Origin of the sequence: Sessilibacter corallicola, from assembly GCF_021290925.1 — a bacterium.
Classification (GTDB): domain Bacteria; phylum Pseudomonadota; class Gammaproteobacteria; order Pseudomonadales; family Cellvibrionaceae; genus Sessilibacter; species Sessilibacter corallicola.
Map to the genome: position 1 here is coordinate 113,323 of NZ_JAJSLX010000003.1, position 14,763 is coordinate 128,085.

At 39.9% G+C, this 14,763-nt stretch carries 18 protein-coding genes; 15 read left to right on the forward strand and 3 right to left on the reverse strand.

Annotated features, from left to right (window positions below; all coding sequences use genetic code 11):
* Positions 1–73: 73 nt before the first annotated feature.
* A complete protein-coding gene (gene dbpA / locus LU361_RS14765) occupies positions 74–1,456 on the reverse strand; it encodes an ATP-dependent RNA helicase DbpA (RefSeq protein ID WP_233089651.1) in 1,383 nt (460 codons plus the stop codon).
* A gap of 164 nt (positions 1,457–1,620) precedes the next feature.
* Here dbpA and LU361_RS14770 point away from each other — a divergent pair, with 164 nt between their 5' ends.
* The 7 genes from LU361_RS14770 to LU361_RS14800 all read left to right on the forward strand — a co-directional run bounded on the left by LU361_RS14770 (position 1,621) and on the right by LU361_RS14800 (position 5,612).
* Positions 1,621–1,977, forward strand: a complete 357-nt coding sequence (locus LU361_RS14770; protein ID WP_233089652.1) for a VOC family protein — start codon at positions 1,621–1,623, stop codon at positions 1,975–1,977.
* 60 nt (positions 1,978–2,037) lie between these two features.
* Entirely contained in the window at positions 2,038–2,481 is a 444-nt protein-coding gene (gene ybiA / locus LU361_RS14775) for a riboflavin biosynthesis intermediates N-glycosidase (RefSeq protein WP_233089653.1), read from the forward strand.
* A 331-nt stretch (positions 2,482–2,812) separates the two neighbouring features.
* Positions 2,813–3,202 (forward strand): ankyrin repeat domain-containing protein, encoded by a 390-nt coding sequence (locus LU361_RS14780; protein ID WP_233089654.1) that lies wholly within the window; start codon positions 2,813–2,815, stop codon positions 3,200–3,202.
* A 181-nt stretch (positions 3,203–3,383) separates the two neighbouring features.
* Complete coding sequence (locus LU361_RS14785; protein WP_233089655.1) at positions 3,384–3,674, forward strand: hypothetical protein; 291 nt, start codon at positions 3,384–3,386, stop codon at positions 3,672–3,674.
* A gap of 8 nt (positions 3,675–3,682) precedes the next feature.
* Positions 3,683–4,288 (forward strand): hypothetical protein, encoded by a 606-nt coding sequence (locus LU361_RS14790; protein WP_233089656.1) that lies wholly within the window; start codon positions 3,683–3,685, stop codon positions 4,286–4,288.
* 167 nt (positions 4,289–4,455) lie between these two features.
* Positions 4,456–5,007 (forward strand): RNA 2'-phosphotransferase, encoded by a 552-nt coding sequence (locus tag LU361_RS14795; protein WP_233089657.1) that lies wholly within the window; start codon positions 4,456–4,458, stop codon positions 5,005–5,007.
* Positions 5,008–5,102: 95 nt separating this feature from the next.
* Positions 5,103–5,612: a metal-dependent hydrolase gene (locus LU361_RS14800; RefSeq protein ID WP_233089658.1), complete on the forward strand. Its 510-nt coding sequence runs from the start codon at positions 5,103–5,105 to the stop codon at positions 5,610–5,612.
* 38 nt (positions 5,613–5,650) lie between these two features.
* Here LU361_RS14800 and LU361_RS20385 read toward each other — a convergent pair whose 3' ends face one another.
* Positions 5,651–6,466 carry a helix-turn-helix domain-containing protein gene (locus tag LU361_RS20385; RefSeq protein WP_233089659.1) on the reverse strand — a complete coding sequence of 272 codons (816 nt, stop codon included), beginning with the start codon at positions 6,464–6,466 and terminating at the stop codon, positions 5,651–5,653.
* A gap of 133 nt (positions 6,467–6,599) precedes the next feature.
* Between LU361_RS20385 and LU361_RS14810 the strand changes: the two genes are divergently transcribed.
* The 7 genes from LU361_RS14810 to LU361_RS14840 all read left to right on the forward strand — a co-directional run bounded on the left by LU361_RS14810 (position 6,600) and on the right by LU361_RS14840 (position 12,276).
* Complete coding sequence (locus tag LU361_RS14810; RefSeq protein WP_233089660.1) at positions 6,600–7,577, forward strand: threonine dehydratase; 978 nt, start codon at positions 6,600–6,602, stop codon at positions 7,575–7,577.
* 610 nt (positions 7,578–8,187) lie between these two features.
* Positions 8,188–8,601, forward strand: a complete 414-nt coding sequence (locus LU361_RS14815) for a DUF805 domain-containing protein (protein WP_233089661.1) — start codon at positions 8,188–8,190, stop codon at positions 8,599–8,601.
* 599 nt (positions 8,602–9,200) lie between these two features.
* Positions 9,201–9,566, forward strand: a complete 366-nt coding sequence (locus tag LU361_RS14820; RefSeq protein ID WP_233089662.1) for a hypothetical protein — start codon at positions 9,201–9,203, stop codon at positions 9,564–9,566.
* Positions 9,567–9,750: 184 nt separating this feature from the next.
* On the forward strand, positions 9,751–10,341 hold the full coding sequence (locus LU361_RS14825) for a GNAT family N-acetyltransferase (protein WP_233089663.1): 591 nt from the start codon (positions 9,751–9,753) through the stop codon (positions 10,339–10,341).
* 143 nt (positions 10,342–10,484) lie between these two features.
* Complete coding sequence (locus tag LU361_RS14830) at positions 10,485–10,757, forward strand: hypothetical protein (protein ID WP_233089664.1); 273 nt, start codon at positions 10,485–10,487, stop codon at positions 10,755–10,757.
* A gap of 45 nt (positions 10,758–10,802) precedes the next feature.
* Entirely contained in the window at positions 10,803–11,306 is a 504-nt protein-coding gene (locus LU361_RS14835; RefSeq protein WP_233089665.1) for a hypothetical protein, read from the forward strand.
* A 544-nt stretch (positions 11,307–11,850) separates the two neighbouring features.
* Positions 11,851–12,276, forward strand: coding sequence for a CZB domain-containing protein (locus LU361_RS14840; RefSeq protein ID WP_233089666.1), 426 nt, complete (start codon positions 11,851–11,853; stop codon positions 12,274–12,276).
* A gap of 92 nt (positions 12,277–12,368) precedes the next feature.
* Here the strand turns inward: LU361_RS14840 and LU361_RS14845 are convergent, their stop codons facing one another.
* Positions 12,369–13,448, reverse strand: coding sequence for a DNA-binding protein (locus tag LU361_RS14845; protein ID WP_233089667.1), 1,080 nt, complete (start codon positions 13,446–13,448; stop codon positions 12,369–12,371).
* A 316-nt stretch (positions 13,449–13,764) separates the two neighbouring features.
* On the opposite strand from LU361_RS14845, the gene LU361_RS14850 reads away from it, so the two are divergent.
* The gene (locus LU361_RS14850) at positions 13,765–14,739 is read left to right on the forward strand and encodes a site-specific integrase (protein ID WP_233089668.1); all 975 of its coding nucleotides are present in this window, start codon (positions 13,765–13,767) and stop codon (positions 14,737–14,739) included.
* Positions 14,740–14,763: the final 24 nt, after the last annotated feature.

The window sequence follows — 14,763 nt, forward strand, 5'->3', positions numbered from 1 at the left end:
AGAAAAGTTCCCAGAAATAAAAGACAAGATTAATGGCCCAGAAATAAACTGAGCCGTTGTTTGAAGTGTTATGTTAAATGGCACGTACTCTAAAGTTTTTACCTTTCATTTTGTCGTTCGAGATTTTTCTAAGCGCTGCTTTAACTACCGTTGTTTCTACTGCGACGTAGGCTTTCATATCGAATACTTGAATTTTACCGACTTGATCACCTTTAATCCCAGTTTTACCTGTTAATCCACCCACAATATCACCGGGGCGTAATTTCTGTTTTTTACCGCCATCTATTTGTAATGTCGTCATTTTAGGGGCTTTCGGTATACGGTTGAGAACATTCACATGTGGCAGTTTCAATGTTTCGATATCTTGATTTAGGTAGTCTTCAATATTTGCAATACGGCGCGAGTCTTTATCGCAATAAATAGAATATGCCATTCCTTTAGCGCCCGCACGGCCCGTTCGACCAATACGATGAACATGAACCTCGGGGTCTGGCGTCATGTCGTAATTAAATACAGCTTCTAAATCATCAATATCCAAACCGCGGGCGGCGACATCGGTTGCTACTAGTATAAGAGCACTTTTGTTGGCAAATTTCACTAACACTTCATTGCGGTCGCGTTGCTCTAAATCGCCATGTAGTGCAAGTGCACTAAAGCCTGACTGCCTAAGTTGTTGAGTAACATCTTGTGTGGTTTTTTTAGTGTTGCAGAAGACAATAGCAGATTCGGGTTCATTGGCGTGCAACAACAGCTTCAACGCGTCAATACGTTGTTCATTGCTTTCAACGCGGTAAAACGACTGGTTAATGGTGTTTTCGGTTGCTATTGCTTCTACTTTTACGTGCTCTGGAGCGCTCATTAACTTATTGGCAATGCTGTTAATCTGGGCTGGAAAGGTGGCGCTGAACAACAGGGTTTGACGTTTTGCAGGGCAGTAACTGAAAATCAGATCTAATGTGTCTTGAAAGCCCATTTCAAGCATGCGATCAGCTTCGTCCAAAACTAGGGTTTCCAAGTTATCTAGATTTAATCGTCCTTTAGATAAGTGATCTTCTATGCGCCCAGGTGTACCCACGATGATGTGTGCACCGTGCTCCAACGAGCCAATTTGAGGGCCCATTGGCATGCCACCGCATAAGGTCAATACTTTAATATTGTGAATGCCACGTGCTAAGCGACGAATGTCTTTAGCCACTTGGTCAGCCAACTCTCTGGTTGGACATAATACCAGCGCCTGCACGCGAAATTTCTTTACATTGAGTTTGTTTAGCAAACCCAAACCAAATGCTGCGGTTTTACCGGAGCCGGTTTTTGCTTGAGCAACCACATCTTTGCCATCAATAATAAGCGGTAAGCTCTGCGCCTGAATGGGGGTCATTTGTTGAAAGCCAAGTGTGGCCAGGTTGTCACTTAATGCTGCTTTTAAGTTAAGCGTAGAAAATTGAAGAGAAGACAAAAGAATTCCAGATAATAAGCTTTAGATGGCTCTATTGTAGCAGGAACCGCCTGTTTAAGTGAGGTACAATCACTGCATTAGCCTGATCTCAGCCGAGTGATTCACTCTGTTTGTCGTGCTCGCTCGCCGTCTACAGACACAAACCAGTGTTCGTGGGAGAAACTATGAAAGAAGCTATTCAAGTTCACTATCTAGAAATTGTAACCTCGGACGTCGAGAGAATATGTGCATCATATTCACAAACTTTAGGCGTTTCGTTCGGTAATCCTATTGCTGAGCTGGCCGGTGCTAGGATGGCCGTCCTCACTAACGGTGGAACAATCGGTGTCCGGGAGCCTATGCACGATGCAGAACTGCCTACAACTCGACCCTATTATCTTGTTGAAGATATCGAGAAATCCGTTATTGAGGCAGAGCGATCAGGAGCAGAAATCGCTGTGCCACCGATGGTGATTCCTGGCAGAGGTAAGTGTGCAATTGTGATGTTTGGGGCTGTTCAAAGCGGATTTTGGCAGATTTGAGTGCTGGGTATTCCAAGTGCACTGCGATTTTTAAAATTATTATATAGAAGCATAGTGTTTATGAACGAGATTATAAAATTTTATAGCGTTGAAGATGACTACGGCGTTTTTTCAAATTTTTCTCGTCATCCAATAAAATTAAAGGGTAAAGTTTGGCCCACTACAGAACATTATTTTCAGGCAATGAAATTTGAGTCGCTAAAAGACCAGAAAGAAATTCAAAATGCTAAAACCCCAATGGAGGCCGCGAGAAAAGGGAGAGATCGTAAGAGACAACTTCGTAAGAATTGGGAGTCGATGAAGATCAATGTTATGAGAGCAGCAGTATACGCCAAATTCACACAAAACGAAGACCTGAAAAATATCTTATTGTCCACTGGAAACTCAAAGCTGGTAGAGCACACTGAAAACGACGACTATTGGGGTGATGGAGGAGATGGGCGTGGTAAGAATATGCTGGGCCATATACTTATGGAAGTGCGATCAAAGCTCCAATCTATTTAAGTGTTAGATTTCAGGTTCCGCCGAAATCTAAATTCTTAGCGCTTCAAATCCCAGTAAACTAAAGTGTTAATCCCTGACGTTTGTCATCTATTTAAATCCCAATATTTCTGAAAACTATTCTGATTTTTTCGTCTTTTAATTCATCTATACCTGGTAAATTATAGCTCTCAGTAAAGCTAATTTCGCGGTAGATTTAGGTGTGCTTGAAATAATGAGTGTAATTTGAAAGTATGCAATAGATGATTTATGCAGAGCACGCATCGTGTCTCTTAAGTTTATTCAAATGTTATATTTATGATAGCTCTGGGTAGTAGCTTTAGCTCGCAAAAGAATGATAGGACATGAAGGGAAAACCTATGGATTTGATCGATTGTTTGGTGCTGTTAGATTTGCACCACAGGATGTTCCCGCTTTATTAAAAAAAGAACCTAACCTCTTGGATTGCACTAACTATTCGGGAGAAACGGTACTGCAATTCTTCTCAATGGAAGGTGATACCAAGATAGTCAGCCTTTTATTGTCGTGTGGTGCAGAGTCAGATGAGTGGTCAATCTATTTTGCCAGTAATTTTGGTCATATCGATACGTTACTGTTACTTTTCGAAGCCGGTGGCAAGCCAGATGTAGAGTTATGTAAAAGGAGTTTTCTCTCATATGAGCCGTCAAAATTTAAAATTAAACAAATGCATAAATTATTCAATAGTTATGGGTTCGATTGGTAAAAGTGGAGGGGCAGGTTTAAGTCTTCGCTCGAATCGTTCGATATGTAAATTCTGACGACATTTTTGTTTCTTTAAGTTTTATTAAATTATCGTGTTGCGCGTACACGATTTATGAGCGAATTAGTTCGTGTGAGATATTGGTTGTTCACATTATTGAGAGCTTTATATTCTAGGAGGCGAAATGTATCGGTTTTTCTTAATCATAATGGTTGTGTTTCTTTCATCAAGTTTGTTGGCAGAAGAAATCACAGGTAAACCAATGGAAAATTTATCTGCTGGAGAGGTGGGATCATTTGAAGAACTTAGTTCAAAACCTAATCCTGATAATTTAGTGTTGGTGTATATACCGGATATAGAGTTGATACTTGAGAAAGTGAGGGCGCTAAAAGGCGGAGAGTTATCGCCAGAAGAAGAGGAAGCGGTCCGAATGAGAACAACAGCCGTGGCGACGCCAGCTGATATTAAGGAATAATTTTTAAGATGTTAACAGAAGAAGATATTAATACATGTCGTAAATTGTTTGGTGCCCCAGGTGAACGGAAATTTGGTTTTCTAGAACGTATGATTTACCTCCGAATAAACAAACCTGCGTGGTGCAACAGATCAGACGATTTATTCGGTCTTTTCGAAAATAAATGGGATTTAATCAATAATGGAAATATTGTTTGGGGTCATATTGTTCAAGCAAATAGTTTGTTGTTTGAAGAAGGTGTAGACGACTGTCCAGCATCGGTTATATTTTCTCCAGATCCTAAATTAAGACCTAGTTTTGATCAGCTGAGTTACGCGGCAACTAGCATGTTTAAACTGAAGAACACTACGCCTGATGATGAAGAGTTGCGGAGAATCGCAGAGACGCTAACAGGTGAAATTGAACGTACCTTTGGGGTTAGTGTTCCAAAGCAATTTTGTCGTGAGTATCAGTTGTATGAAGCAAGCACCTTTATATCACGTAAACACTTACCTAATAAAATTTTAAGTAAAGGACTGTTTCCATTACTTGTATCTCAAAACAAGCCGTTTTGGTGTGTGCCACTGCCTTCTAACTATTGGCCTCTGTCACTTATTGAGTATTGGCGTGAATAGGATAGAGTGTAACATTTGGGTTAGAACTGATATTCTCGGCCAAAATAGGGGAGTCTAATCGCAACAAAATCAAACAAACATAGCTTAAAACGCAAGTTGCCAGACAGCTTGTTCAAACGGTTATGTGTTATTTGTGTATTGGTTATGTAATAAAAGGAATTAAATAATTGAGTAAAAGTTTAAAAGCACAGAGTAAATTTCTGAGCCTAGTGCTTAGGCACAATCCTGAGAAAATCGGTATTACCTTGGATAAAAATGGGTGGGTGAAGGTTGTTGACCTTTTGAATGCTGCCAATTCTCATGGACAACATATCAACCAAAGTCGTCTTATTGAAATTGTCGAAACTAACGATAAGAAGCGGTTTTCATTCAGTGACGATGGATTGAGAATACGAGCAAACCAAGGTCACTCAATTAAACATATAGATTTAGGTTTAGAATCCAGTTCTCCACCAGATGTGTTGTACCACGGAACTGTTGATCGATTTATGGTAGAAATTCGTGAAGATGGTTTAAAGAAAATGTCTCGTCAGCATGTGCATTTATCCGCCGATGAAAAAACCGCCATAAAAGTTGGTCAACGACGCGGTAAACCTATTGTATTATCAGTTGATGCCAAAAAGATGGCCGATGCAGGATATGTATTCTACTTGTCGGAAAATGGGGTATGGCTTACAGATCATGTACCTTGGGCGTTTATTCGTGACGAAAATACCTAAAAATCTATTTAGAAATACATCTGGATATTACTCTAATAGATTCTGTCTAGTGTAGTTCGTGTTAAAAATATTAAATTTACAACTAAGGAGAATTTGTGCCGTTTACACCATTTCATATGGGACCGGGTATGGTTATTAAAGCGCTGCTTCAAGGTAGCTTTAGCTTGATGATTTTTGGTTGGGCGCAAATTGTGATGGATATCCAACCCTTGATTGTGTTGATTACCGGTGAAGGCCATCTCCACGGTTTTTCTCATACCTATGTTGGTGCAATTCTCTTAGCAATATTTTCTGCTCTATCGGGTAAATATCTTTCTGAAATAGGCTTATTTATATTGGGTTTAAATAAACAATGGCAAGTACAAATTGCATGGTGGGTTGCGTTCTTGTCAGCATTTATAGGTACATTTAGCCACGTATTGTTAGACGCTATTATGCACTCCGATGTAGAACCGTTTTATCCGTTTACTCTGAATAATCCGTTTCTTGGTGTTATCTCAGTGCAAACATTACATAAGTGGTGTATTTATAGCGCTTTTGTGGGCGGCATATTGTATTTCTTGGTAATGGGCTATCTAAAATTCTATAGACCTAAGTACAAATAAATTTTCTGTAGTTTTATAAAAATAATCTTTCGGTGAATTTATTCTTTCCGCAATTGGCTAGGACTTATTCCCAAGCTTTTTCTGAATACCATGCTCATATGAGCGTGAGAAGTGAATCCGCACAAAAGCGCAATATCTCCTAAGCTGTGCTGGGTGTGGCGAATATATTGCCGTGCATGGGTCAGCCGTCGCTGTATGACATAATCAAAAGGCGAGGTGCCAAGGCTGGCTTTGAAGCGGCGGGAGAAATGACCTACTGAGCAAGGAATCACTTGCGATAAAGTGGCAACCGTGAGATTTTGGGTTAGGTGAGCGTCAATAAATTCTTCCAGGTTTCTGAGTTGTTGTTTATTAAATGGAGAAACACGACTAGGAATACTGGTTGATAAGTTATCGAGGATGCTTTCGCACAACTCATCCAATTGCAGTGCTTCAATGACAACCCCGCTGATCAAATGTCGACGTACAGTTTGCGCGATTGTAATGCAGCGAGGGTTGGCTGTGGGATTACTTGGCTGTGTGTTGTTTATCATTGATAAACGCTCAGGGCTCATCAACACACGCAGGTATTCGCCTCCTCGTTCTGATTCAGAAAATACATCGCAACCCGCTGGTACCAGTGCCAGAGAATTCGCCGGCCGGTAAAAACAGTGGCGTCGATCAGTGCCCAACGCGTGAGTGCCTTTTTGAGAATCGAAAGCAAAACCAATACCTGATTCATTCGATGTGTACGACACTGAATAAGCCGCGCAAGGCAGCAATTCGATAGACACGTCATTGGTATTGGCCAATCTCACGGGTTCGGGGTTATGGCAAGAGTGCTGAGAATAAAGCATGGAATATATATAAAACACACTTTGCCGTTATTCAAGCTTACATCTGCTCGTGAGCCGTAAAAATGTCAGGATTTTGATAGCGTGGTTTCCTTGATCGACATAACCTCAAGCAGTATTAATTCTGCGAATTGTTTATTTAGGAGGGACGAGTATGGCGCTATTTTCACTGAAAGACATGGAGCAGGCTGCGGCTCAGGTGTATCAATACATGGCTGCGACGCCGCAATACAGTTGGCCTTTGTTAAACGAAGCTGTTGGTACTGAGGTATGGGTGAAGCATGAGAACCATACCCCTGCGGGCGCTTTTAAGGTGCGTGGTGGTATCACCTTTATCGACTGGCTGCAAAACACGCATCCCGATATTGCTGGCATTGTAACAGCAACGCGGGGCAATCATGGTCAATCTCAGGCACGTGCGGCCACCGCAGCGGGGTTATCTGCCAAAATTCTGGTGCCCGAGGGTAACTCACCAGAGAAAAATGCTGCAATGGCGGCGTTTGGCGGAGAAGTTATAACGGCGGGAAAAGACTTTGATGCGGCTCGTGAACAGGTGGTAACTATCGCCAATACGGAAAATCGCTACGCTGTTCCGCCTTTTCATCCGCATTTAGTCTTAGGAGTCAGCACCTATGCACTGGAATTATTTTCTTCCGTCAATGATTTAGATACTGTTTATGTGCCGATTGGCTGTGGTTCGGGGATTTGCGGATTGATCACCGCACGAGATGTACTCGGCTTGTCGACAAAAATAGTGGGCGTGGTGCCTACTAAAGCTCAGGCGGCCAAACTTTCCTTTGAAAGTGGCCGTATTCAAGCAACTGAAAGTGCGAATACTTTTGCTGATGGTATGGCGGTGCGTGTAGTGGTGCCCGAAGCTTATGACATATATTCGCAAGGAGCTGATCGTATTGTTGCAGTCTCTGACGATGAAATTGCCGAAGCCATCCGTTTATATTACGGCGCAACCCACAATGTTGCCGAAGGTGCCGGTGCCGCCCCGTTAGCAGCATTAATGCAAGAAAAAGTGTTACAAAAAGGCAAAAAAGTTGCTGTTATTTTGTGTGGTGGCAATATCGATCGCGATGTATTTACCAAGGTGTTGCAAGGACAAACACCAAAGGTTTCATGATTAATTCCGTTTGGTAACACATTAAAAGCTTTTAATCGCTTACTTTTAATGTTCTGGCACAGATAACATTTGTGAATTTAATGAAATCGCTGTTCATTGAATTTCGCTGTATTTGATTAATTTTATGAGGTGTCATCAATGTTTAGCGCTGATTGCTACTACAGATTTCAAACTCAATGAATTAATTGAATAACTTGATGAAAAATTGAGAGAAATCAAATTAGTTTATATTGGCAATGTGTGCCAAATTCTGATTAAAAGTAATGGATGTAAGTTTAAATCGGAGATATTTTGTCGTTTAAAATATCTTTTTTTGACATTTCTTATTTTTAATAAACTAAAGTATTAAATATTTTAGAATTCGTTCATAACATTATCTTATCTTTTCCTTTAATTCTGGTAGATCCTGGCTTTCAACACTGTATTTTCATGATAAATTAGCACTGTATTGCTATGGCTTATGCCATTTTAAAGTGAGTAATAATTAAGCTAAGTTTTTTAAGTGATTTCAATTTTCGTGTTTTGCAGTTTCTTATATTTTCTAGATAGATAACTGTTGTGTTGAACGTAATGTAAAGGAACTTGTTTACATCCTAAAAAGGAACAAGAAATGTCAGATAATATTTATTCCAGTCCAAATTCCGATGTAATGAAAAATGACGAAGAACCAATTTCTTTGTCAACAAAAGAGATTCTGTTTTCATTTAAAGGAAGAATAGGGCGAAAATCGTATTGGCTGTCGATGTTGGGGATGATGGTAGTAACAGCTATTTTCATGTTTATCGTTGTCTCAATGGGTGTAGAGGGATCAGGTCTGCAAATCCCCATTGTCTTAATACTGTATATCCCATTAATGTGGATATCATTGGCGATTCAAATAAAACGTTGGCATGACCGTGATAAATCAGGATGGTTTGTGCTGGTTTCGTTTATCCCCGTTATTGGCGCAATTTGGGCATTTATTGAAAATGGATGCCTTGCTGGTTCAGATGGCGTAAACCGTTACGGTCCGCCACAAATCTAATTTTATTTATTTATTTATTTATTTATTTGTAGTTGAAGAAACTCGTAAAAGATTTTTTACGAGTTTCTTATTTTTTAGTTTGATTATAAGATGTAAAACAATAGCAGTTTCCTTGTATAGGCATCTACAACTGTCGGTTGGTGACTTATGGCTCCTCGGAAGATTAAGCTAAACGTCAATATGTCAGTAGGTATCTTTAGGGTTTTAGCTTGTTTGCTGGCATATTTATGTTTGTTTATTAGCGTTGCTCCCACGGTTTCATTTCATCCGAGTAATTTTTATCAATACATCATTTTTCCAGCGCTATTCGCATTTGGATTCCTCCTCAGTGTTTATTGTATGAACTCGTTTGAGTCTGAAGTTGTAAAGATGTTTTCTGGAGCGGTGTTTGTACTGTATGTTACTGTGATTCTGTTTTTAGTTTGCTTCTTTCTTTTTGAATATAGAACTAGTAATACACTCGTTAGTTTATGATCGTATTATTGATTTCTGAAAATGAGTTCAGACAATATTACCTCTAATTATTCAATATTTTATGAATATCTGCGAAATCCAAGAATCTGATGTCTAGGCCAGATTGAGAGTGTATTTAGTCTGAAATGAAGATATTTAAACACGAACATTTTAAGCCATTAGCTTTTTTGGCGGGATTTATCGTTGTTGTCTCAATAATGTCGGTGATTTTGTCGATTCTTATTAAACCTGAGGCTGTTGTTCGATCATTTGCTGACGGGAACGTTATTTCCTCTGATATCGGCTTGTTTGGGAAGGTAACATCTGCGGGTGTACAGTACAATATTTCGGTGAAACTAGACAGTGGTCGAATCATTGATTTAACTCACCGTGTAGTACTAAAAGTTGGTAAAGCTGTTTGTATAAAAATAAGAAAAAAAGTGTCTTCTGGTGTTGAAAGTTTCAGTGTCTCCAGTGAAAGTAAATGCAGGCCTAAGAGCGAACTGCTATAACCAAAAACTGGTTTCTAAAGAATACATATCTTGTCTACTCTGCGTTGATAAAGTACGTTCTGGCTAAAAATTACGCATCCAAATGCACTCTTTATTTGCTGTCTCGTGCACTTCTGTCATGTAAAAGGTGCCTTTTCGAGGTATTCTAAGGGTAATTCAATACTCTTTTATCTAGCAGAAGAATATGTCAATGAAGTGGATTAATGAATCTCCTTTAGAAGGTGAGTTGGTTATTTTAGAGCCTGTTACTCTTGAGCATATTGAGGGTTTAACGGAAGCAGTTAAAGATGGGGAACTTTGGAAGCTGTGGTATGCAAATGTTCCAACTCCTAACCAGATGCATGAGTATGTAAAAGAAGCTATCGAAAGCAGCGCAAGCGGCGGCATGGCCTATGTTGTGCGCATGAAAGAAAGCGGAAATATTGTCGGCACAACCAGATATTACAGCGTTGATAATAAGAATAAACGTGCCATGATTGGCTATACATGGTACTCAGATTCGGCACGAAGAACCCGTGTAAATACGGAATGTAAACTGCTTCTGCTCCAAGAAATCTTTGAAACATACAACGCAATTGCCGTAGAGTTCAGAACGCATTTTCATAATACGGCATCTCGCAAAGCCATAGAGCGCTTGGGCGCGAAGCAAGATGGAATCTTACGTAGCCATCAAATTATGCGAGACGGTTCTTTAAGAGATACCGTCGTTTATTCGATTGTTGCTGCAGAATGGCTGGCTGTTAAACGTAATTTACAAAGTAGACTTAGCGTATAATTGATACATTAGTTACGGATAGGCAAAGTGGTAATCGGCCTACCTTAGAAGGTGAAATCAATTTTATCGAGTCGCTTTCTATGTTGCGGTACTAAGTTATAAATGAAATAGGGCAGTAGCTGTGCTTTTAGGCGAGGCTAATTGTGGAATCTAGTGTATACGGTAATGCTAACGGGCAATTAGTTGTTTATTTTCACGGTGCGCCTGGTGATATAAACGAAAGCTCTTTGTTTGATGAACATGCAAAAAAATGCAATTTAAAAATTCTCTGCTTTAATCGTTTTTTAGTTCAGTCAAAAGAACCACATGCAGATTACTTTCATAAGTTGGCCGAAGAAATTAAATCGCAAGCGGATGGAAAGCCGGTAGATATCATCGGGTTTTCAATAGGAACTTACGTCGCACTTAAAGTTTGAGAGCTCATATCCGACCAAATTCGAAATGTACATTTGATTTCATCTGTGGCACCTCTTGGCGATGGTAAATTACTTGATGATATGGCAGGGGGATTAGTTTTTAAATTGGCATTAAAAAAGCCCACTGTTTTCTATCTGCTAACTAAAATACAAAAATGCATGGCGCTAATAATACCTAACTTTTTAGTCCGTACATTGTTTGCCAGTGCTGTCGGTAAAGACAAAAAACTGGCAGAAGATACGCATTTTTTAAGCTATATAACACCCATTATAAAACGTTGTTTTCTCAAAAATACTCGTGGGTATATGAGAGATATAGCTTTGTACGTAAAATGGTCGGGTGAAATGCATCAAGGTATAGGCAGCGTCAAATTGTGGCATGGTACTGAGGATAATTGGTCACCGTTGGCTATGCCTACTTATCTTAAGAATAAAATTGTAGGCGCAGAACTTAATGCTATGTCTGGATTATCTCATTATTCCTGTTTGATTGAAGCCGCGCCGAAAATATGTGCTGAAATAGCAATTTCGCCGAAACAGGGAAAGTGAATATTTGTCTTAAAAACTGAAGGCTAAGTATTTTTTATCAAGCGATAACATGTGGCCATTCGTACCGAATAGTCAAAAGCTCTGAGTATTATCTAAAGAAAAAGCTTCAAATATTTAATCGATCGTAGGGCTTTTTAAGTATCCCAATCCTCACATACCTATTTATAAATAAAAATCATAATTCCTCGCGTTTATAAAATTTTTCTCTTGGTAGATTCTTGTGCTTTTTACAGAGTGTGAAATTCTAACCTTTCTATAATCTCATTCTTTAAAAACATCTTTGTACATAAAGTATTTTCATGCTTGGGTGTTTATTATTTATATTTTTCAGTTTTTTCTTTGAAAATTAATTTTTTGATATTCGGTGCTTTTTTTGTTGTTGATGGCGTTGAATGTTGGCAGAATATGTAGGGTATTTATTTAGATTGTCGAAATTTTTTAGTCGTTAATGTAAATAAATGTTTGTAAAAAGAGAATCCCCAAAAATCTATTCAACTTTGGTTTAAGGAAAATTCACTCCAGCTAAGTGGTAAGGAAGGGCAAAGTGAGCGAAGAAGTATACTGGCAAGTTATTAATGCAAAAAAAGCTCATAGGAAGTGGATTGGTTACGCTCAGCTTTTAATTGAGCGTGGTGAGGTCGATGAAGAAATGGTGCCAACCAATGAAACAGAATGCTGTTTTGGTCAATGGTATTATTCAGAAGGTCAGCAACTTATCGATATTCCGGTTTTTAAAGAAATTGGGCTTGTTCACGAACAGCTTCACGCGAAATATAACGAAATATTTGCCATATTATTTCGCGAAGAAGAATCTGGTTTATTTGCTAAGTTATTTGGTAAAAAAACGAAGGTAAGTGATGAAGATTTAATGAAGGCCAAAAGGAAGTGTCATGAATTAAACACTTTATCCCACCAGTTGACCGATAAAATTAATCTTCTCATTAAAGAAATGAAGTTAAAAGAAGCTTAATAGCATGCAGTTTCAGAGAAGTCGGTTAAGTTAAATTCTCTTCAGTCTTCTCTGAAATATCTAATGTTATCGAAAAAATACAGTTTCCGTGTTTAGTCTGTATTTGGTTTTTGCGCTAGTGTCGTGACCTTTGCGGTTAGTTCTGCATTTTCTTTTATTAGTTGGTCTTTCTGTGTTTCGTATTGGTTGGCCCGCTCGTGCACTGTTTGTATTTGCTGCTCTTGGAGACGGTTGCTGGTTTCAAGCATAGTAATTTTTTGTGTGTAAGTAGCGATTTGCTGTGTGTTGCGGGTGATCTGATCTTCTTTGGCCGCTAGTTTTTCTTTTAGTTGCTCGGATTGCTTCGACTCAGCTTCAAACCGTTGTTGCCATTGCTCGTTGTTGGTTTGCGTAGCTTTTAGTTCTAGCACTACAGATGAGAACTGCTGTGTTTCTTTTGCCAGTTGCTGTGCGGTGTCGTCCAGTTTTTCTTTGAGTTGACCGCTTTCCTGGGTTAACAGCTGGTTCGCTTTTTTTAGGTCATCGGCTTGTGACTGAACATTGCGAGTGTGTTCTTGGCTGCTGAGTAGGGTGGTTTGAAACTGTTCTCTTTCAATCAGGCGATCTTCGGCGATTTGCTGCTGGTAGTGCTCAAAGTGCGAACGCACGGTTTTCACTTCCAATTTTAACTCTTCTTTGTCGGCAAGAAGCTGATTGTTTTTTTCGGTCAGTGTGGTGTTCGCTTGAGATTTTGCTTTCAGCGTGTCTGAAAGGCTGTTCCAATCGTCGAAGAGTTGTTTGTATTTTTGTTGTTCTTGTTTGATCTCTTCTTTTAAGCGCTCTAATTCCTGCTTGAGTGCCGTGTTTCCTTGGTTTGTCGCTTTCAACTGATTCTGAGCGTCGTTCAGTTTGTTATTACAGTTGTCCGTAATTTCTTGTATTCGCTCATCAGCAATTGAGCGGCTGGTTTGGTAAAGGCTTTTAACGGCGTCCATGAGCTGTTGTGGTAACTCGCCATTGTCTTTTTGGTGGCTGTTTGATTCCTTCCATTGTTTGAGCAGCGGGGCAATCGTGCTCTTGCTGCCGGTTCCCAGAATCTCTCGTACGCGATCTACGGTGGGTGTGAATCCTTGATCAACAATTGCAGTGGCAGCTTTGGAGACATCGAAAAATGATACGCCTGTTCTTGCCATTATGGGGTACCTGTAAATTTTGTAGTGTAATACGTATTATGTAATAGAATGATAAAAAGTACAATTTAGTAATATAGAAATAAGGTAAAACTAACCTTCGATAATTAATGTTATCGACGGTTATAAAATGATATGATCCAGAAATGAGGATCTGAATACTGTAATGCCTCGGAAATAGGGGCTTGGAGCCAGTAGTCGCGGGATTAGAGTCAGAAGCTCAAAATCGGTATTTGAAATCTAGCGGTCGAAGCTGGTCGATAGCCAATGTGCAAATGTCACTGATAAGTGCCAGGTGCCGGCTGATAGGAGTTATTCGATGACAAAAGAGATAGTACAAAACAGTACAGATATCGTTACTCATAACGAGAAGCTTCGCGCCTTTCTTCAAGCATCAACGTCGGAAAACACACGTCGATCTTATCGCTCTGCAATTCGCCAGTTTGAACGTTGGGGAGGCATGCTGCCGTGCAATGCCAGCATACTGGTTCAATATATTGTCTCTCGCAGCCAAGAGTTGTCGCCACAAACGTTGAGTTTGCATCTCACGGCCATTAAGCAGTGGCATGTTTATCAAGGTATCCACGATCCCACTGCTGATCCTTTGATTCGAAAAACCATGGAAGGGATTCGTCGAGTAACCGGTAAACCTCAGGTTAAAGCGCAAGCGCTTCGACTGGAGCATATCGCACAAATGGTGGCTTGTTTAAAACGTCGCGATGAAAGTAAAAAACAGTTCAGGGATTTGGCGCTTATTTTAATTGGCTATTTCGGTGCTTTCCGGCGCAGTGAGCTGGTGGGAATCTCCGTGGAGGATTTAACTTTTGAGCCCGAAGGCGTGCTTATTCGTTTGCCCAAATCGAAAACTGACCAAACCGGCAGCGGAATCATCAAAGCCATTCCATACAGCGGCAAGGCAATTTGTCCCGTTAAATCATTAGAACAATGGCTGCATTGTGCTGGAATTTCTGAAGGCAGTGTTTTTTGCTCGGTAAATCGTTGGGATCAAATCCAGCCGCGTGCACTTATTCCAAGCGCGGTAAACGATTTATTAAAAAGTATTGGTCGTGAATGTGAGTTTGATTTTGTTCCTAATTTAAGCAGCCACAGTTTGCGTCGCGGAATGTCAACCTCGGCTGCTCGCGAAAACATCAGTTTTGAATTAATCAAAAAACAAGGCGGTTGGAAAAACGATGCCACGGTCTGGGAATACATCGATGAAGGTCGACAATTCACAGACAATGCCAGTGGTCAACTTATGGATGTGCTGAATGAGATTTCTGTCAAAGATTAATATACGAGGTAGTTTCCTGTAAGC

Excerpts from the sequence above, each read along its gene's own strand:
- LU361_RS14770 (WP_233089652.1), top strand. The coding sequence starts at position 1,621 with ATGAAAGAAGCTATTCAAGTTCACTATCTAGAAATTGTAACCTCGGAC.
- ybiA (WP_233089653.1), top strand. The coding sequence starts at position 2,038 with ATGAACGAGATTATAAAATTTTATAGCGTTGAAGATGACTACGGCGTT.
- LU361_RS14780 (WP_233089654.1), top strand. The coding sequence starts at position 2,813 with ATGATAGGACATGAAGGGAAAACCTATGGATTTGATCGATTGTTTGGT.
- LU361_RS14785 (WP_233089655.1), top strand. The coding sequence starts at position 3,384 with ATGTATCGGTTTTTCTTAATCATAATGGTTGTGTTTCTTTCATCAAGT.
- LU361_RS14790 (WP_233089656.1), top strand. The coding sequence starts at position 3,683 with ATGTTAACAGAAGAAGATATTAATACATGTCGTAAATTGTTTGGTGCC.
- LU361_RS14810 (WP_233089660.1), top strand. The coding sequence starts at position 6,600 with ATGGCGCTATTTTCACTGAAAGACATGGAGCAGGCTGCGGCTCAGGTG.
- LU361_RS14815 (WP_233089661.1), top strand. The coding sequence starts at position 8,188 with ATGTCAGATAATATTTATTCCAGTCCAAATTCCGATGTAATGAAAAAT.
- LU361_RS14820 (WP_233089662.1), top strand. The coding sequence starts at position 9,201 with ATGAAGATATTTAAACACGAACATTTTAAGCCATTAGCTTTTTTGGCG.
- LU361_RS14825 (WP_233089663.1), top strand. The coding sequence starts at position 9,751 with ATGTCAATGAAGTGGATTAATGAATCTCCTTTAGAAGGTGAGTTGGTT.
- LU361_RS14845 (WP_233089667.1), bottom strand. The coding sequence starts at position 13,448 with ATGGCAAGAACAGGCGTATCATTTTTCGATGTCTCCAAAGCTGCCACT.
- LU361_RS14850 (WP_233089668.1), top strand. The coding sequence starts at position 13,765 with ATGACAAAAGAGATAGTACAAAACAGTACAGATATCGTTACTCATAAC.